14 protein-coding genes are annotated in these 18,079 nt (G+C 66.1%); 11 read left to right on the top strand and 3 right to left on the bottom strand.

Translation table 11 applies throughout. From position 1 onward, the window contains the following. Positions 1-8: 8 nt before the first annotated feature. Entirely contained in the window at positions 9-443 is a 435-nt protein-coding gene (locus AC5P5M_RS01470) for a hypothetical protein (RefSeq protein ID WP_495205502.1), read from the top strand. A gap of 79 nt (positions 444-522) precedes the next feature. Here the strand turns inward: AC5P5M_RS01470 and AC5P5M_RS01465 are convergent, their stop codons facing one another. From AC5P5M_RS01465 to AC5P5M_RS01455, 3 genes are read right to left on the bottom strand one after another with little or no spacing between them, the layout of a single operon-like run. After that, a complete protein-coding gene (locus AC5P5M_RS01465) occupies positions 523-2,130 on the bottom strand; it encodes a pseudouridine synthase (protein ID WP_495205501.1) in 1,608 nt (535 codons plus the stop codon). Continuing rightward, entirely contained in the window at positions 2,123-2,995 is an 873-nt protein-coding gene (gene scpB / locus AC5P5M_RS01460) for an SMC-Scp complex subunit ScpB (RefSeq protein WP_053516880.1), read from the bottom strand. Before scpB ends, AC5P5M_RS01465 begins: the two co-directional genes overlap by 8 nt. Positions 2,996-3,008: 13 nt before the next feature. Further along, positions 3,009-3,914 carry a segregation and condensation protein A gene (locus AC5P5M_RS01455; protein ID WP_053516881.1) on the bottom strand — a complete coding sequence of 302 codons (906 nt, stop codon included), beginning with the start codon at positions 3,912-3,914 and terminating at the stop codon, positions 3,009-3,011. 359 nt (positions 3,915-4,273) lie between these two features. On the opposite strand from AC5P5M_RS01455, the gene AC5P5M_RS01450 reads away from it, so the two are divergent. From AC5P5M_RS01450 to AC5P5M_RS01405, 10 genes are all read left to right on the top strand, one after another. Next, complete coding sequence (locus AC5P5M_RS01450; RefSeq protein ID WP_495205500.1) at positions 4,274-4,573, top strand: YciI family protein; 300 nt, start codon at positions 4,274-4,276, stop codon at positions 4,571-4,573. Next, positions 4,570-4,845: a BolA family protein gene (locus AC5P5M_RS01445; RefSeq protein ID WP_065181947.1), complete on the top strand. Its 276-nt coding sequence runs from the start codon at positions 4,570-4,572 to the stop codon at positions 4,843-4,845. Before AC5P5M_RS01450 ends, AC5P5M_RS01445 begins: the two co-directional genes overlap by 4 nt. A 148-nt stretch (positions 4,846-4,993) precedes the next feature. Further along, entirely contained in the window at positions 4,994-6,031 is a 1,038-nt protein-coding gene (locus AC5P5M_RS01440; RefSeq protein ID WP_053516884.1) for a LacI family DNA-binding transcriptional regulator, read from the top strand. A 77-nt stretch (positions 6,032-6,108) separates the two neighbouring features. Then, positions 6,109-9,165: a TonB-dependent receptor gene (locus AC5P5M_RS01435; RefSeq protein WP_053516885.1), complete on the top strand. Its 3,057-nt coding sequence runs from the start codon at positions 6,109-6,111 to the stop codon at positions 9,163-9,165. Positions 9,166-9,342: 177 nt separating this feature from the next. Next, positions 9,343-10,947, top strand: a complete 1,605-nt coding sequence (locus AC5P5M_RS01430) for a glucoamylase family protein (RefSeq protein ID WP_053516886.1) — start codon at positions 9,343-9,345, stop codon at positions 10,945-10,947. Between the two features lie 25 nt (positions 10,948-10,972). Then, positions 10,973-12,295, top strand: a complete 1,323-nt coding sequence (locus AC5P5M_RS01425; protein WP_495205716.1) for a sugar ABC transporter substrate-binding protein — start codon at positions 10,973-10,975, stop codon at positions 12,293-12,295. Next, positions 12,292-13,173 carry a carbohydrate ABC transporter permease gene (locus AC5P5M_RS01420; RefSeq protein ID WP_065175483.1) on the top strand — a complete coding sequence of 294 codons (882 nt, stop codon included), beginning with the start codon at positions 12,292-12,294 and terminating at the stop codon, positions 13,171-13,173. Before AC5P5M_RS01425 ends, AC5P5M_RS01420 begins: the two co-directional genes overlap by 4 nt. Continuing rightward, complete coding sequence (locus tag AC5P5M_RS01415; protein ID WP_495205499.1) at positions 13,170-14,006, top strand: carbohydrate ABC transporter permease; 837 nt, start codon at positions 13,170-13,172, stop codon at positions 14,004-14,006. The genes AC5P5M_RS01420 and AC5P5M_RS01415 overlap by 4 nt, the downstream gene beginning before the upstream one ends. Beyond that, positions 14,003-17,170 (top strand): discoidin domain-containing protein, encoded by a 3,168-nt coding sequence (locus AC5P5M_RS01410; RefSeq protein ID WP_495205498.1) that lies wholly within the window; start codon positions 14,003-14,005, stop codon positions 17,168-17,170. Before AC5P5M_RS01415 ends, AC5P5M_RS01410 begins: the two co-directional genes overlap by 4 nt. Before the next feature lie 2 nt (positions 17,171-17,172). Continuing rightward, entirely contained in the window at positions 17,173-18,057 is an 885-nt protein-coding gene (locus tag AC5P5M_RS01405) for an endonuclease/exonuclease/phosphatase family protein (RefSeq protein WP_495205497.1), read from the top strand. The last annotated feature ends 22 nt before the right edge of the window (positions 18,058-18,079 follow it).

The raw sequence follows: 18,079 nt of genomic DNA, 5'->3' as shown, positions 1-18,079 counted from the left end.
TCCTGCCGATGAACAAGTCCCTTGCCCTGCTGCTGGCGCTGGCCGCCACCTCCCTGGCTCCGGCCGCGCATGCCGGTGGCAACCTCGACTGCCACCTGCGCTACAACCTGTCCGGCTGGTCGCTGATCTACAAGACGGCCTCGGGCACCGGCACCGTCAGCTGCAGCAACGGTGCCAGTCTGCCGGTGCGCATCCAGATGAAGGGCGGTGGCCTGACCGTTGGCAAATCGAAGATCACCGACGGGCGCGGCAGCTTCACCGGCGCCGTCAGCGTGGATGAACTGCTCGGTACCTACGCGTCGGTCGGGGCTCATGCCGGTGCGGTGAAATCCAGCAATGCGCAGGTGATGACCAAGGGCGACATCTCGCTGGCGCTGTCCGGTACCGGCAAGGGCTGGGACCTGGGTGTGGACGGCGCGGCCTTCACCATCAGCCGACGTTGACCGGTTCCCGTCGCAGCGGCACCCGATAACGAAAAACCCCGGCCAATGCCGGGGTTTTTCATGTCAGGCGTGCTGCCGATCAGCCGCCGCGCGGGCCGCCGCGACGGGGGCCACCCGGGCCACGATTGCCGCCGGGGCCGCCCGCACCGCGGTTGCCCCCCGGACCGCCGGGGCCGCGATTGCCACCGGGGCCACCCGGGCCACGGTTGCCGCCGCCGGGACCGCGGCCGCCCGGACGGGCACCCTGCGCCGGCTTCGGGCTTCCATACGGATTGAAGCCCGGGTTGGCGTGGTCGGACGGGAAGCTCGGGGCGTTGCCCGGATGCCCGTACGGATGCTTGTTGCCCTGCGCGCCCTGGCTGCGGTTGCCCGCGCCGGGACGGCCCTGGCCACCGGCGCCGCCGCGACCCTGGCCGCCTGCGGCGGCCGGACCCTTCGGCTTGCCATAAGGACGGCCCTGGCCGCCGCCCGGACCACGCGCGCCCGGACCGGCGTTGCGGTGGCCGCTCGGGCCGGTGCTGACGCCATCGGGCACGTACCAGGTGCGGAACGCAGCCGGATTGCCTTCCGGCAGCGAACGGTCATTCTTCGGCTTGCGCTGCTTGAACGGCTTCTGCGACTGCTTGGCCGCGGCCTCGCCGCTGACCGTGAGGCCGCCCTTGAAGCCGCCCCCCTTGCTGTTGCGTCCACGGCCACGGTCTTCGCGCAGGGTGTCGAAACGGCGCAGTTCGCGCCCTTCGTCGGCCGTGCTGTGGCCATTGACGTAGGCGTTGCCACGGCCACCTTCACGCACGCGCACGGTGGTCTTGGCGGCGCGGCGCTGGCCGATCACCGGCTGCAGGGTGAGGGCCGACGGAGCGCCTTCTTCCAGCTTCAGTTCAGCACGCAGCGCTTCGACCTGGGCGCTCGGCAGCTCGACCGACTGGCCACGGGCCAGTTCGCGCGGCAGGCTGACCCGGCCGTAGCGGGTGCGCTTGAGGCGACTGACCTGGCAGCCCTGCGATTCCCACAGGCGGCGCACTTCGCGGTTGCGGCCTTCCTTGACCACGACGCGGAACCAGTCGTGCGAATCGGTACCGCCGATGCGTTCGATCTCGTCGAACTTGGCCGGGCCGTCTTCCAGCGCGACGCCACGGGCAAGGCGGTCGACGATGGCATCGGCCACCTTTTCCTGGCCTTCCGGTGCACGCACGCGGACCACGTACTCGCGCTCGACCTCGAAGGACGGGTGCATCATCGCGTTGGCCAGTTCACCGTCGGTGGTCGCCAGCAGCAGGCCGGTGGTGTTGATGTCGAGACGACCGATCGCGATCCAGCGCGCGCCCTTCAGCGGCGGCAGCGATTCGAACACGGTCGGACGGCCTTCGGGGTCTTCGCGGGTGGTCACTTCGCCTTCCGGCTTGTTGTAGACCAGCACGCGCGAGGGTTCGGACAGCGCCGTGGCGACGAAGCCGCGGCCGTCCAGTTCGATCTTGTCGCCGCTCTTGACCGACATGCCGGTCTGCGCAACTTCACCGTTGACCTTGACCAGGCCTTCGGCGATGCGCTGTTCCAGCGCGCGGCGCGAGCCAAGGCCAGCCTGGGCCAGGACCTTGTGCAGGCGTTCTTCCAACTTGAACTGTTCGGAGGTGGCTTCGCGCTTGAGCGAGAGCTTGTTCAACGACAGCTTGCGAGGGGTGTCACTCATCAGTTTTGCTCCGGCCGACGGTTTCGAGGTCGGCCTCTGGTTCGGAATCGGCTTGGTCAACAGCCACGGTCGTCGTCGCGACGGCGTTGTCTTCGCGTTCGTTCACTGGCACCGCGCGCTCGCCCGGCGCGGAATCGGGGTGCCCATCATCGAGGGGCGAAGGTGCTTGCTCATCGGTGGCCGCCGCAGGGACTGCGTCGGCGGAATACGGGGTGTTGCCACCGGCCAGGCCGGCATCATCATTGGCGGCCCCGTCCGGCTCGGCCGAAACGTCGGGGCCGTCGGCGCTGGCGGCGGCCGGTGCATCGCGGTCCAGGGCCAGCTGTGGTTCCAGCTCGCCCAGGTCCTTCAACTCCGACAGCGGCGGCAGCTCATCCAGGCGCTTGAGGCCGAAGTAATCCAGGAAGCCCTTGGTGGTGCCGAACAGTGCCGGCTTGCCGGGCACGTCGCGGTGGCCGACGACGCGGATCCATTCGCGTTCTTCCAGTGCCTGGATGATGTTGCTGCTGACAGCGACGCCGCGCACCTGCTCGATCTCGCCGCGGGTGATCGGTTGCCGGTAGGCGATCAGCGCCAGCGTTTCCAGGGTGGCACGGGTGTAGCGGGTCTTGCGTTCGGTCCACAGCCGGCTGATCCAGCCATGCACCTCGCCGGTGACCTGGTAGCGGAAGCCGGAGGCGACCTCGACCAGTTCCACGCCGCGGCCTTCGCAGCCTTCGCGCAGGTGCTCCAGCGCACGTTCGATGCTGCCCGGCGGTGCTGGTTCCTCCTCCGGGAACAGGTCCTTCAGCTGGGCCAGGGTCAGCGGCTGGCTGGAGGCCAGCAGGGCACCTTCGACAATGCGGTTGATCAGCGGTTGATCCATCGGCAGGCAGCGCTCACTCGTTCTCGTTGGCGGCGTCGTTGTCGTCGAACTCGCTGCTGAACTGCAGCGGGGCATTGGTGTTGCCGGCCGCCAGCGACTTCACGTAGATCGCCGCCAGCGGTTCCTCCTGGACGATGTCCAGCAGTTGCTCCTTGGCCAGTTCCAGCACGGCCAGGAAGGTAACCAGCACGCCCAGCTTGCCTTCTTCAGCAGTGAACAGGCTTTCAAAACGGTAGAACCTGCCGTCTTCCATGCGGCCGAGCACTTCGCCCATGCGCTGCCTCACGCTCAGCGCCTCGCGCTTGATCGCGTGGCCGCTGAACAGCTCGGCGCGCTTGAGCACATCGTGCAGTGCCAGCAGCATCTCCTTCAGGTCCACCGGCGGCGGCAGTTTCACCGTGGCGCGTTCGGGCATGAAGGCATGGGCCACCGTGGTGTCCCGGTCCTGGCGGGGCAGGGCATCGATGTCCTCCGCCGCCTGCTTGAAACGTTCGTACTCCTGCAGCCGGCGCACCAGTTCGGCGCGCGGATCGGCTTCATCGCCTTCGTCGCTGACCGGGCGCGGCAGCAGCATGCGCGACTTCACCTCGGCCAGGATCGCTGCCATCACCAGATACTCGGCCGCCAGTTCGAAGCGCAGCTCGCGCATCACGGTGATGTACTCCACGTACTGCCGGGTGATCTCGGCCACGGGGATGTCCAGCACGTCCAGGTTCTGCCGGCGGATCAGGTACAGCAGCAGGTCCAGCGGACCTTCGAAGGCATCCAGGATGACTTCCAGTGCGTCCGGCGGGATGTACAGGTCCTGCGGGATCTGCAGGACCGGTTGCCCATGCACGACGGCCAGCGGCATTTCCTGCTGCTGGGGGGCGGGCGGCCGGGTTGGCGGGTTCGCGTCGAGCGCGAGTTCGGAAGTCATCTAATGGACATCAGGATTGCAACGGACCAGTCGCGGCACCCGGCGCCGCGCGTGCACCGCGGGCCCCAAGGCACCAGGCGCGCCTGTCTCGGCGCGATTCCACACATATCAAACAGCAGGACGCGCCGCAGGAGACGGCAGCGACGGGACTACGGGGAGGTCGTCTACGTGGCCTGCCCGGAAGCGGCAGGTCGGTCGTCGGGGGCTGCGTTGGCCGCAAAAACCGACGGGTTGCTGCATCCAGCCACGTGCAATGGACTCTAGGGTAAGCCTTTGCCGCGCCAGTGTCCAGCTGCGGCCAGGGCGAGGGGGCTTTGGCTAGAATCGGCGGACCCGACAACGCGAGCGAGGAAATGCCGGTGTGGTATGTGATTGAAGGCTATGACGGCCAGGACGTGCTGACGCAACGGCTGCAGGCCCGGCCGGAACACCTGGCGCGGCTGCACGCGCTGCGTGATGAAGGGAGACTGCTGCTGGCCGGCCCTTGTCCGGCGATCGACAGCGAAGATCCAGGCCCGGTGGGGTTCAGTGGTTCGGTGGTGATCGCCCGCTTCGGGTCGCTGCCGGAGGCGCAGGCCTGGGCCAATGCGGACCCCTATGTGGCCGCAGGTGTCTACGTAAGGGTGCAGGTGCGGCCCTTCCGCCAGGTGCTGCCGTGAACGCGGACCGGATCGAGCGAATCCGTGATGCGCTGCAGCAGGCGCTGGCCCCGAGCGTGCTCGAGATCGAGGACGACAGTCATCGTCATGCCGGCCACGCTGGCGCGCGCGATGGCCGTGGCCATTTCAACGTGCATGTGGTCAGCGAGCGCTTTACCGGCCTCGGCCCGCTGGCCCGCCACCGCGCGGTATACGCGGCGTTGGGCGCGATGATGGAGACCGACATCCACGCGCTGTCCATCCGCGCGCTGGCACCGTCAGAACAGGGCTGAGCCCTTGTCCCGCACTGTCATTGCCGGTCCGTGCGTGGACCGTCAGGGACAGATTTCCATGTCCATTTCAGGACATTCGTCTAACGGACAGTTTACAAGCCCAGATGGAAACGCTTACATTCCGCGCCAATGCTGGTAGGTCCAAGCCGTGGAGGGCGGCTTCGTGAACAAGGCAGCCATTACAATCAAGGATGTCGCACGCGAAGCCCGGGTCTCCGTGGCCACGGTTTCCCGCGCGCTCAACGGGCATGAAAATGTCGCCGAACCGGTCCGCCAGCTTGTGCTGGAGGTGGCCGCACGGCTGCGTTACACCCCGCACGCCGCCGCCCGCAGCCTGAGCAGCCGCCGCACCAACACGGTGGGCGTGGTGCTGCCGGACCTGTACGGCGAGTTCTTCTCCGAGCTGATGCGCGGCATCGACGGCGTTGCCCGCAGTCGCCGCCAGCATCTGCTGGTGTCCAGCTACCACGGCGACCAGGAGCAGCAGGGTGCTGCCCTGCGCGCCATGCGCGGGCGTGTCGATGGCCTGCTGGTGCTCTCGCCCTATGCGGAGAGCCCCGGCTTCCTGACCGACAACCTGCCGCAGTCGCTGCCCACCGTACTGATCAACACCTACCTGCCTGGGCAGGATCATCCGGTGTTGAGCATCGACGACCACGCGGGCGCAATGGCGATGACCCGTCATCTGCTCGATGCCGGTCACCGGCGCATCGCCTTCATTTCTGGCCCGGACCTCAACTTCGACGCGCGCGAGCGCCTGCGCGGCTTCCGTGACGCGCTGGCGGCTGCCGGCGGCAGCGCCGAAGGCATCGAGCTGCCCGGTGATTTCGACGAAGCTTCCGGCCATCGCGCCGGTCAGGAGTTGTTGGCAGCCGGCACGCTGCCCGATGCCGTGTTCGCCGCCAACGACATGATGGCACTTGGCTGCCTGTACGCCTTCGCGCAGGCAGGCGTCCATGTTCCGTCCGATGTCGCCCTGGCGGGTTTTGATGACATTCCGCTGGCACGTTTCGTTCACCCGTCGCTGACCACCATGCAGGTCAGCATCGCCGAGCTCGGCGATCGGGCGATGACGCGCCTGATGCAGTTGATGGACGGCACCTCCACGGAAGGGGCCGGGGACAAGCAGACCTTGGTACCCCGTCTCGTTGTTCGCGATTCCACCACTCCGCCATCCGGCCGTTGAAGCCGGAGGCGTTCCTTCTTTTTTGATTGATCGCAGGGGACCGCACACGCGGTCGCCGCCACCCGGAGATTGAGTTGATGATGCATTCCACTATCCGCACGCCGGCGCGCCGGCTGCTGAGCACCGCACTGGTCAGCTGCCTGATGCTGGCCGCCGCCCCGAACGCCCTGGCGCAGTCGGCCAACGCCAGCCTGCGCGGCCAGGTTGCCGGCGCACAGGCCGGTTCGGAGGTCACCGCCACCAACGTTGCGACCGGCACCGTGCGCCGCGGCACCGTCCGCGCCGACGGCAGCTACTCGCTGATGGGCCTGGACCCGGGCACCTACGACGTGGTGGCCAACGGCCAGACCCAGAAGGTCACCGTGACCGTGGCCTCCACCGCCACCCTGAACTTCGCTGGCGCTGCCAGCAGTACCCCGGGTTCAACCGCGGCCACCAACCTGGACACCGTCAACGTCGTCGCGCCGACCCTGCTGCAGGAAGTGCGCACGTCCGAAGTCGGCAAGACCGTCAGCCTGCAGCAGATCCAGACCACTCCGCAGGTGTCGCGCAACTTCCTGGAGTTCGCCGATGCGGTGCCGGGCCTGATCTTCACCCGTGATGCGAAGGGCAACACCTCGCTGCGCGGCGGCGCCACCAATGCCGATGGCACCAACGTGTACATCGATGGCGTGGGCCAGAAGAGCTACGTCAAGGGTGGCGGTGTGGCCGGCCAGTCCGGCAGCGCCGGCAACCCCTTCCCGCAGCTGGCCATTGGCGAATACAAGGTCATCAGCGGCAACTACAAGGCCGAGTACGGCCAGGTCTCGAGCGCTGCGGTGACCGCCGCGACCAAGTCCGGCACCAACGAATTCAAGGGTGAGGCGTTCTATCGCTACACCGACGAGGACATGCGCGCCAAGACCCCGGCCGAACGCCAGGGCGGCAAGGACAAGCAGGTGTCGGCCGAGAAGGAATACGGCTTCGCGCTGGGCGGCCCGATCATCCAGGACAAGGCCCACTTCTTCGTGACCTACGAAGCCAAGCGCTTCGACCTGCCGGTCACCATCGCACCGGACGGTGCGGTCACCGGTGCCGCCGGTCTGCTGCCGCCCGCCGGCGCCGCCGGTCTCGGCCCGGCCAGCCAGCCGTTCCAGCAGGACCTGATCTTCGGCAAGATCGACTTCGAGCCGACCGACAACGATCGCATCGAGCTGACCTTCCAGGACCGCGACGAAACGCAGTCGCAGTTCAGTGGCCAGACCTCGCCGGAAGCCGGCCGTGAAGTGGTCAATACCGACCGTCGTTACGCGCTGCGCTGGAACCACAGCGGCGAGCGCTACTACAACGAATTGATGGTCACCCACGAAGATTCGTTCAACAACCCGACCCCGCTGACCCTGGCCAACGGCATCACCTACACCGCGCCGGACGGTCCTGAAGACCGCACGATCGTGAAGATCGGTGGCGCCTCGGCACTGGACTCGCAGGTGAAGGGCCAGAAGGGCTGGTCGATCGAAGACAACCTGACCCTGGATGGCATCCAGTGGGCGGGCGACCACACCATCAAGATGGGCGTGAAGTACAAGCAGATCGACCTGTACGCTTCCGATGCGGCGCAGATCAACCCGACCTTCACCTACACCCTGGGTGATCCGGACTTCCCGGACTCGATTCCGTACAAGGCGCAGTTCGTCAAGCCGGTGACCGGCGTGTCGGGCGTGTCCGGCGAAGTACGCTCCAAGTCCAAGCAGTACGGCGTGTTCATCCAGGACGACTGGCAGGTCAATGACCACCTGCAGCTGAACATCGGCCTGCGCTGGGACTACGAGAAGACCCCGTCCTACCTGGACTTCGTGACCCCGCAGCAGGTGGTCGATGCCATCTATTCGCAGGATCCGCGCGCACCCGCCGGCCAGACCTACGCCGATTCGCTGGCGCTGGGCGGCCTGGACATCAGCGACTACATCAGCAACGGTCACAACCGCAAGGCATTCAAGGATGCCTGGCAGCCGCGCCTGGGCTTCTCGTATGACATCAACGCCGACGAGCAGCATGTGATCCACGGTGGTGCCGGCCGTTCCTACGACCGCGACCTGTTCGACAACCTGCAGCTGGAGACCACCAAGCTGGCCCTGCCGCAGCCGACCATCTACTTCCGCAACCCGGCCACCGGGACCTGCATCAACGGTCAGGCCGCCTGCTACGACTGGAATCCGAACCTGCTCAACGGCATCGGCAACCTGCAGGCGCTGGTGGGATCGACCAGCAACGCCGGCCTGGAGGTCGACCTGCTGAACAACAAGCTGAAGGCACCGTACTCGGATCAGTTCAGCCTGGGCATGAGCAACCAGATCGGTGACTGGCTGACCGATGCCACCATCGCCCGCACCCTGAGCTACGACGGTTTCGCCTTCACCCTGGGCAACCGTTACCCGACCGGCCAGTTCTTCGATGATCCGCGCCTGTGCGGCGGTACCGAGCCGGGCCTGAGCCAGGCCTGGAGCTGCAACGTGCCGGGCTTCGGCAGCCTGATCATCGGCCAGCAGGGCATCAAGACCCGCGCCACCCAGGTCCTGCTGTCGGCGCAGAAGCCGTTCACCAAGGAAAGCGGCTGGGGCACCTCGATCGCCTACACCTGGACCACCGCCCGCCACAACCGCGACATCAACGAGAAGTACGCCTTCGACCGTGGCCTGATCGGCGATTACCCGACCATCCGTTCCAACGGCGCTCCCCGTCACCGCCTGGTGGTGACCGGTTCGTACGCGGGCTTCTGGGGCATCACCTTCGGCGGCAAGATCACCCTGGCAACGCCGACGGCCGTCAACGACTGGTACCCCGTGCCGCAGGCCAGCGGCTACACCCTGCCGACCCCGCAGGCGGCCGTGCCCAACGCCAACGGCAAGTTCCTGGTGGGTGGCAAGATCTTCGGCTACCGCTCGGTCGACCTGCAGGCGACGAAGACGTTCAAGATGCCGGGTGATACCGAGCTGTACGCTCGCCTGGACATCATCAACGTGTTCGATTTCGACAACTTCTCCACCTACAACTACGTCAAGACCAACGGCAAGCTGCAGGCCAGCTACAACGAGACCGGTGACATCATCGGTACGCCCCGCCAGATCAAGGCGGAAGTGGGCTTCCGCTTCTAAGCGGGTACGCCTGCTGCAGGAGTCGATGCCGCCGGTTCGCCGGCGGCATCGGCAACTGCGATGATCGCGCTGTCAGGCCACGTTCCCGTGGCTTTTTTAAATGTGTGGTTTGTAAACGATTTCAGATCATTGGACGTTATGCTTTCCCATCGATCAGTCCACCGGAGGAACCGCGCCATGCAGGCACGCCACCTGTTGTCCGCCGCAGCGATGACCCTGGCCATCGCCGCCTGCAAGCCGGCCCAGCAGGAGCCCGCCAAACCCCGGCCGCCGGTGATCCTGATCGAGGCCGATGCACCGCCGCGGCCGATGAAGCCGGAACTGCCGCCGCTGTTCGATGACATTGAACGCCGCACCTTCCAGTTCTTCTGGGACACCACCAATGAAGTGAACGGCCTGACACCGGACCGCTATCCGTCACGCCCGTTCGCCAGCATCGCCTCGGTCGGCTTCGCGCTCACCGCCTATCCGATTGGCATCGAGAATGGCTGGGTCAGCCGCAACCAGGCGATCGACCGCACGCTGACGACGCTGAAATTCTTCCGTGACGTGCCGATGGGCCCGCAGCGCACCGGCAAGGCCGGCTACAAGGGCTTCTACTATCACTTCCTGGACATGCAGGAAGGCCGCCGTTACGACAGCTGGGTCGAACTGTCGTCGGTGGATACCGCGCTGCTGATGATGGGCGTGCTGTTCGCGCAGTCCTATTACGACGGCGATGATCCGCGCGAGAAGGAAATCCGGCAGATTGCCGATACCCTGTACAGGAAGATCGACTGGCCGTGGCTGCAGCAGCGCGCGCCGCTGATCTCGATGGGCTGGTTCCCCGAAAGCGGATTCATCGACCACGACTGGATGGGCTACAACGAGGCGATGATGGTGTACATCCTTGCCCTCGGCTCGCCCACCCATCCGGTCAGCCCCGACGCATGGACGGTGTGGACCCGGACCTACGACAACGACTGGGGCGTCTACCAGGGCCAGGAATACCTGTCCTTCGGGCCACTGTTCGGCCACCAGTACAGCCATGTCTGGATCGATTTCCGCGATATCCAGGATGCCTACATGCGCGAGCGCGGCAGCACCTACTTCCTCAACAGCCGCTCGGCCGCGCTGGCCCAGCGCGAGTACGCCATCGCCAACCCGATGCAGTGGAAGGAGTACGGTGAGAACGTGTGGGGACTGACCGCCAGCGATGGTCCGCAGAACACCACCCAGGAATATCGCGGCGAGCAGCGCCAGTTCCGCCACTACTCCTCGCGTGGCGCCGGCCTGCGCGAGAACTTCGACGACGGCACCATCGCGCCGACCGCGGCGGTGGCCTCGATCGTGTTCGCCCCGGAGCAGGTCATTCCGGCCACGCTGGAGATGCACAAGCGCTTCGGCGATTACATCTATTCCAGCTACGGCTTCCTGGATTCGTTCAATCCCAGCTTCAGCTACGACATTCCGATCAAGACCGGGCGCCTGGTGCCGGATCGTGGCTGGGTCGCCAGCGACTACATCGCCATCGACCAAGGCCCGATCCTGACCATGATCGCCAATTACCGCAACGACTTCGTGTGGGAAGTCATGAAGAAGAACCCCTACATCCGCAAGGGGCTGGAGCGCGCCGGATTCAGCGGCGGCTGGCTGGCCCCCGAGGGCTCGTTCCAGCCGCTGGAACTGCAGAAGGACGAGAAGGCTGCATCGGCGCGCGCGGTCGGCATCGCCGAGTCACGCGCGGCCGCCGCACAGGAACAGAAGAACAATGCCAACCGCACCACAGGCCAGGGAAAGTAACGCTGTGCAGAACTGGCTCCATCGCATGCGCCGCTGGGCGCTGCCGGCCCTGGCCGCGCTGGTCGTGGCGGGCTGCGCCCGTACCGAACCGGGCACCACCACCGTGCGCTTCTGGGCGATGGGGCGCGAAGCGGAAGTGGTCAGCGAGCTGATCCACGAATTCGAGGCCGAGAATCCCGGCATCAAGGTGGATGTGCAGAACATCCCATGGACCGCGGCGCACGAGAAGCTGCTCACCGCGTTCGCCGCCGATGGCCTGCCCGATGTCTGCCAGCTGGGCAACACCTGGGTTCCCGAATTCGCCGAGCTCGATGCGCTGACGCCGCTGCAACCGTTCGTGCAGCGCTCGGCGGTGGTCGACCCGAAGGATTACTTCCAGGGCATCTGGGACACCAACGTGATCCATGGCGAGCTGGTGGGCGTGCCGTGGTACGTCGATACCCGCCTGATCTATTACCGCAAGGACCTGCTGGCCAAGGCCGGTTACGACCACCCGCCGCGGACCTGGCAGGAGTGGAACGAACAGATGGCGGCGATCAAGCGCATGCAGGGCCCGAACCGCTATGCCGTGCTGATGCCGATCAACGAGTTCGAGCAGCAGCTGTCGCTGGCGCTGCAGCAACCCGATCCGCTGCTGCGCGACGACGACACCCGTGGCAACTTCTCAAGCCAGGGCTTCCGCCGCACGCTGGCTTTCTACGCCAACATGTTCGAGCAGGGCTGGGCGCCGAAGATGTCCGAGACGCAGATCTCCAATGTCTGGGATGAATTCTTCCGCGGCTTCAACGTGTTCTACATCTCCGGCCCCTGGAACATCCGCGAGTTCAAGAAGCTGCAGCCGAAGGCGCTGGAAGGGCAGTGGGGCACCGCGGCGTTGCCGGGCCCGGATGGCCCCGGTGCGGGCATCGCCGGCGGTACCAGCCTGGTGATCTTCCGCAAATCGCAGCAGAAGCAAGCCTCCTGGAAGCTGATCGAGTTCCTGTCGCGCCCGGAAATCCAGGCCCGTTTCCATTCGATCATCGGTGATCTGCCGCCGCGTCGCAGTGCCTGGGATGCACCGTCCCTGGCCGGTGATCCGCTGGCGGCGGCGTTCCGCGACCAGCTGGAGCGGGTCAGGCCGACGCCCAAGGTGCTTGAGTGGGAGCGCATCGTGCAGGAAATGCGCATCGTCACCGAAAAGGTGGTGCGCGGCGGGATGCCTCAGGACGACGCCGTGGCCGAGCTGGACCAGCGCGTGGACAAGGTGCTGGCCAAGCGTCGCTGGATGCATGAACAACAACGCCTGCAGGAGCGCGCGCCATCGCCGACGCGTTCAAGCAGCACCCTGGCCGATGGGAGCGCGCAATGAAACGAACTTCGCTGGCCGGATGGATCTTCGCAGGCCCCTCGCTGATCGTGCTGGGGGTGTTCTTCGGCCTGCCGGTCGCCTCGGCGCTGGCGCTCAGCGTCACCGACTTCGACCTGTACGCATTGGCCGACAGCAGCAACCTGCGTTTCGTCGGCCTCGGCAACTACATCGACCTGCTGCAGACGCCGATGTTCTGGAAGTCGCTGTGGAACACCAGCTACTTCGTGCTGATCGGTGTGCCGCTGTCGATCGGTGTGTCACTGGGCGCGGCGATGCTGCTGAACGCGCCTGCCGCGCGTTTCAAGGCGCTGTTCCGCACCGCGCTGTTCGCGCCGGTGGTGACCACGCTGGTGGCGGTGGCGGTGATCTGGCGCTACCTGTTCCATACCAGCTACGGCCTGGTCAACTACGGCCTGGGCCATCTGGGCATCAGCCCGATCGACTGGCTGGGCGATCCGAACTGGGCGATGCCCACCATCATGCTGTTCGCGGTGTGGAAGAACTTCGGCTACAACATGGTGATCTTCCTGGCCGGCCTGCAGGCGATCCCGCATGATCTGTACGAAGCGGCGCGGATCGACGGTGCCTCGCGCTGGAAGCAGTTCCTGCACATCACCCTGCCCATGCTCGGCCCGGTGCTGCTTGTGGTCGGAGTGATCACCGTCTCCGGCTACTTCCAGCTGTTCGCCGAGCCTTACGTGATGACGCGTGGCGACCCGCTGCAGAGCACGGTCAGCGTGCTGTATTTCATGTTCGAGGAAGGCTTCAAGTGGTGGAACCTGGGGCGCGCCTCCGCGGTGGCATTCCTGCTGTTCCTGATCATCCTGGCGGTGACCACCGTGATGCTGCGCTTTGGCCGCAGGAGGCAGTTGGTATGAGTCGTGAAATCGGCCAGTCGCGCTGGCATCCGTGGTGGATCAACGGCGCGTTGCTGCTGCTGGCCCTGGTCAGCCTGGCGCCGCTGCTGTGGATGGTCTCGGTCTCGTTCATGCCGCAGGGCGAGGCCAGCCATTTCCCGCCTCCGCTGTTGCCCTCGCAGGTGACCACCCACAACTACCACGAGCTGTTCGCGCGTACCGGCATGGGCGGCAATTTCGCCAACAGCCTGCTGGTGTCGCTGGCGATCACGCTGGGTTCGCTGCTGCTCAATACGATGGCCGGCTATGCGTTCGCCAAGCTGAATTTCGTTGGCCGTGAGCGCCTGTTCCAGGTGTTGATGGCGGCGCTGGTCATTCCCGCCCAGGTGGCGATGCTGCCGCTGTTCCTGCTGATGAAGCAGCTGGGGCTGGTCAACAGCTTCGGTGGCGTGATCGTGCCGGCGCTGGCGAGCGTGTTCGGCATCTTCCTGGTGCGGCAGTACGCGCGGTCGATCCCGGACGAACTGCTGGAGGCCGCGCGCATCGACGGGGCAGGGGAGCTGCGCATCTTCTTCCAGATCGTGCTGCCGATGCTCAAGCCGGTGCTGGTGACCCTGGCGATCTTCACCTTCATGGGCGCATGGAACGATTTCATGTGGCCGCTGATCGTGTTGACCGATCAGGAGCACTACACTTTGCCGGTGGCCCTGGCCACCCTCTCGCGCGAACACATCATGGACGTGGAAATGATGATGGCCGGCGCGGTGGTTACCGTGGTTCCGGTGCTGGCACTGTTCCTGGTGCTGCAGCGGTACTACATCCAAGGATTGTTGCTGGGGAGCGTGAAGGGATGAAGGGTGCGATCGCCGTTGGACTGGGCCTGTTGTGGACCTCCCTGGCGATCGCCGCCCCTCCGGCGCTGCCGGCGCCGAAGGTGCTGGACGACTTCGACGATGTCAGTGCCTGGAAGCTGGTGCTGTCCGACCAGGTCAGCGGCTCGCTGCGCCCGGTCAGCGGCGCGGGTGGCGGCCGCGCGCTGTGCCTGGATTACGACTTCCACAACGTATCGGGCTACGTCGGCATCCGTCGCGCGCTGACGGTCGAGTATCCGGTCAACTACCGCTTCGGCTTCCAGCTGCGCGGTGATTCACCGGCCAATGATCTGCAGTTCAAGCTGATCGACGCCAGCGGTGACAACGTGTGGTGGGTCAACCGCCCCGGTTACAGTTTTCCCAGGTCGTGGACGCCGGTCGAGTACCGGCGTCGGCAGATCGACAAGGCGTGGGGGCCGTCGCAGGAGAAGGAAATGGCGCGCAGCGCCGCAGTCGAGTTCACGATCTACAGCAAGGTCGGCGGACGCGGCACGGTGTGCTTCGACAGACTGACCCTGCAGGGCCTGCCCGCACGGGACGAATCGCCGCTGCGGCCGGAGGTGATTGCCGACACCGCCACGGCGCTGCAGGACCGGATGGTGGACGGCAAGAGCGATACCTTCTGGATCAGCGGTGGGGTGAAGCAGCAGACCATCAGCCTGGACCTGCACAAGAGCCGCGAGATCGGCGGCGCGGTGATCGACTGGCTGCCGGACCTGCAGGCGACCCGCTACACCGTGCGCACGTCCGTGGACGGACGCGACTGGCGCACGGCACGCGAAGTGACCGCCGGTGGGGGTGGCCGTGACTGGCTGGCGCTGCCGGATACCGATGCGCGCTATGTGCGCTTCGACCTGCAGGCAGGTCCGAACTGGCGCTATGGCATCCGTGACATCACGCTCAAGCCGCTGGACTTCGCAGCCACGCCCAATGCATTCCTGTCGTCGGTTGCGGCTGACCTCCCACGCGGTGCGGTACCGCGCGCGTTCGTGGGCGAACAGCCGTACTGGACCCTGCTGGGTCTGGATGGCGGCCAGCAACAGGCGCTGATCAGCGAAGACGGTGCGCTGGAGCCTGCCAAGGGCAGCTTCAGCATCGAGCCGTTCGTCCGCCTGGATGGCAAGCTGATCGCTTGGAGCGATGTGGCCATCACCCAGTCGCTGCAGGATCGCTACCTGCCCATCGCCAATGTCGACTGGGTGCATGAGAAGGTGGGGCTGGCGGTCACCGGATTCGTGCAGGGCACGCCCGAGCGTGCGCAGCTGATCGGTCGCTACCGCCTGAGCAATCCGGACAAGGTGGCCCACGAGTACACGCTGGCGTTGGCCATCCGCCCCTGGCAGGTCAATCCGCCAACCCAGTTCCTCAACACCACCGGCGGCTTCAGCCGCATCGACAGCCTCGACGTCGGCGAGCAGCTGGTCCGCATCAATGGCGAGCCACGCATCTACCCGCTGCAGGTACCTGATGCGCGTTTTGCCACCTCTTTCGACGGCAAGCTCGATGCCATGCACCTCGCCTCGGGCAAGCTGCCGGCGACGACCACGGTGAAGGACAGCACCGGCATGGCGTCGGGCGCGCTGCTGTACACGATCACCCTGGAACCCGGGCAAAGCCGCGAAGTGGCGGTGGTACTGCCGCAGACCGGTGGCTGGGCGCCGCAGGCCGTGGACGTGGCAAAGGCGCAGCAGCAGGTTGCCGACATGTGGCGTGCCAAGCTCGGCGTGGTGTCGCTGCAGGTTCCGAAGGCGGGCCAGCCGATGGTCGACACGCTGCGCACCGCGGTAGCGCACATGCTGATCTCGCGCGTCGGGCCAAGCCTGCAGCCGGGCACGCGCTCGTATGCGCGCAGCTGGATCCGCGACGGCGCGATGATCTCCGAAGGGTTGCTGCGCATGGGCCGCAGCGACGCGGTGCGTGACTACCTCAACTGGTATGCGCCGTTCCAGTTCGAGAATGGCAAGGTGCCGTGCTGCGTCGACGCACGTGGCAGCGACCCGGTGCCGGAGAACGACAGCCATGGTGAGTTGATCTACAACATCGCCGAGTATGGCCGCTACACCGGCGACAGCACGTTCATGGAACTGATGTGGCCGCATGTGCAGGGGGCCTACCAGTACATGGAGCAGCTGCGTGCCAGCGAGCGCACCGAGGAGAACCGTGCACGCAACCCGGCCTTCTACGGGATGATGCCGGCCTCGATCAGCCACGAAGGTTACTCGGCCAAGCCGATGCATTCGTACTGGGACAACTTCTGGGCGCTGCGTGGCTACAAGGACGCTGCGCTGCTGGCGACGCAACTGGGAAAGGTGGAGGCGATGCAGATCGCCGAGTCACGCGATCAGTTCCGCGACGACCTGCAGGCATCGCTGCTGTCGGCCATGCAGCAGCACAACATCGATTACCTGCCGGGCTCGGCGGAGCTGGGCGATTTCGACGCGACATCGACGACCATCGCGCTGGCGCCCGGGGGCGAGCAGGGCCGGCTGCCGCAGCAGGCCCTGGAAGCAACCTTCGAGCGTTACTGGAAGGAATTCGTCGCGCGTCGCGATGGCAAGCGCGAATGGAAGGACTACACGCCGTATGAGTGGCGCAACGTCGCCGCCTTCGTGCGCCTGGGCTGGCGCGACCGCGCCTGGCAGGCGACCGAGTTCTTCTTCAAGGACCGTGCCCCGCAGGCATGGAACCAATGGGCGGAAGTGGTCTCGCGGACACCGCGCAAGCCGTTCTTCGTCGGCGACCTGCCGCATGCATGGGTCGCGTCGGATTTCGTGCGCTCGGCGCTGGACATGTTCGCCTATAGCCGCGACATGGATGAGTCACTGGTGCTGGCCGGCGGCGTTCCAACGGCCTGGCTGCAGGGTGAGGGCATCGCGGTGCAGGGCCTGCGTACGCCGCAGGGGCAGTTGAACTATCGGTTGCGGCGCAGTGACAAGCTGCTGGTGCTGGAGGTGCAGCCCGGCATGGTGCCACCGGCTGGAGGCGTCGTGCTTCCGTGGCCCTATGCGGGCGAACCGGGTGACGCCACCATCAATGGCGCGCCGGGTGAATGGATCGACCGCGAACTGCATGTGCACGAACTGCCGGCCCGCGTCGAGATCGAAGTGCCGGCGGCAGTGCGTCGCTCCGAGCGCAAGGGACAGTAAGCATGGGTAGGAAGGCATGGCGTGCGCGCGCGGCAGCGTGCGCACTGGGCATGGCGATCGCGCTGGCGCTGCCTGCCGCGGCGATGGCGGACGTACCACCGGCGGACGATGGGGACGCATCGGCCCACGCGCCTGGCATGGGCATGGTCACCTTCAACCTGCACCACGACCGCGAGGACTGGCCCAGGCGGCGTCGTACGATCCTGGCAGAACTCAAGCGCATGCAACCTGATGCCATCGCGCTGCAGGAAGTGATCCAGCGGCGCAACGTGCGCAACCAGGCGCAATGGCTCGCCAGCCAGCTGGGCTACCGATACGTGTTCGTGTCCACCGATCCGGTCGGCGCGCCCAAGCGCTACGGCAACGCACTGTTGACGCGACAGCCGATCCTCGCCCAGGGCGAGCACCTGCTGCTGCCGCTGGACGACTACCGCACCGTGGCGCACCTGCGCATCGAGGTGGAGGGCCGGCCAGTCAACCTCTATGCAACCCATCTCAATGAGCGCAGCGATGAAAGCGGCAAGCGCATCCGGCGGACGCAGGTGGAAGATCTGTTGCGCTTCATCGCCGCAACGTCGGATGGCGCGCCGGTGGTGATCGCAGGCGACTTCAACGCACTGGTCGATGCGGGTGACCTGAGCGAGCTGCGCAGCCACTATGGCGACAGCTATGGCAGCGTGCATGTGAACACCGACCTGGCGGCTGTCAGCACCCTCAACCGGCATTACTACCCGGCGCCCTCGCGGATCGATCACATCTTCTTCCAGCAGGATCAGCTGGTTGCACGGGAGGCCAGGCTTCTGTTCGACCAGCCAGATGACAGCGGGCGCTGGGCTTCGGATCATTACGGCGTCTGGACGCGATTGCAGTTCGCGCCGAAACCCTGAACAACGACCCAGCGGCCTATCC

It is taken from the genome of Stenotrophomonas sp. YJH_SMC_106-19 (assembly GCF_059368375.1).
The sequence above is the reverse complement of the archived record's forward strand: the minus strand, read 5'-3'. Positions and strand labels throughout refer to the sequence as shown.

Excerpts from the sequence above, each read along its gene's own strand:
- AC5P5M_RS01470 (WP_495205502.1), top strand. The coding sequence starts at position 9 with ATGAACAAGTCCCTTGCCCTGCTGCTGGCGCTGGCCGCCACCTCCCTG.
- AC5P5M_RS01465 (WP_495205501.1), bottom strand. The coding sequence starts at position 2,130 with ATGAGTGACACCCCTCGCAAGCTGTCGTTGAACAAGCTCTCGCTCAAG.
- scpB (WP_053516880.1), bottom strand. The coding sequence starts at position 2,995 with ATGGATCAACCGCTGATCAACCGCATTGTCGAAGGTGCCCTGCTGGCC.
- AC5P5M_RS01455 (WP_053516881.1), bottom strand. The coding sequence starts at position 3,914 with ATGACTTCCGAACTCGCGCTCGACGCGAACCCGCCAACCCGGCCGCCC.
- AC5P5M_RS01435 (WP_053516885.1), top strand. The coding sequence starts at position 6,109 with ATGATGCATTCCACTATCCGCACGCCGGCGCGCCGGCTGCTGAGCACC.
- AC5P5M_RS01430 (WP_053516886.1), top strand. The coding sequence starts at position 9,343 with ATGCAGGCACGCCACCTGTTGTCCGCCGCAGCGATGACCCTGGCCATC.
- AC5P5M_RS01425 (WP_495205716.1), top strand. The coding sequence starts at position 10,973 with ATGCGCCGCTGGGCGCTGCCGGCCCTGGCCGCGCTGGTCGTGGCGGGC.
- AC5P5M_RS01420 (WP_065175483.1), top strand. The coding sequence starts at position 12,292 with ATGAAACGAACTTCGCTGGCCGGATGGATCTTCGCAGGCCCCTCGCTG.
- AC5P5M_RS01415 (WP_495205499.1), top strand. The coding sequence starts at position 13,170 with ATGAGTCGTGAAATCGGCCAGTCGCGCTGGCATCCGTGGTGGATCAAC.
- AC5P5M_RS01410 (WP_495205498.1), top strand. The coding sequence starts at position 14,003 with ATGAAGGGTGCGATCGCCGTTGGACTGGGCCTGTTGTGGACCTCCCTG.
- AC5P5M_RS01405 (WP_495205497.1), top strand. The coding sequence starts at position 17,173 with ATGGGTAGGAAGGCATGGCGTGCGCGCGCGGCAGCGTGCGCACTGGGC.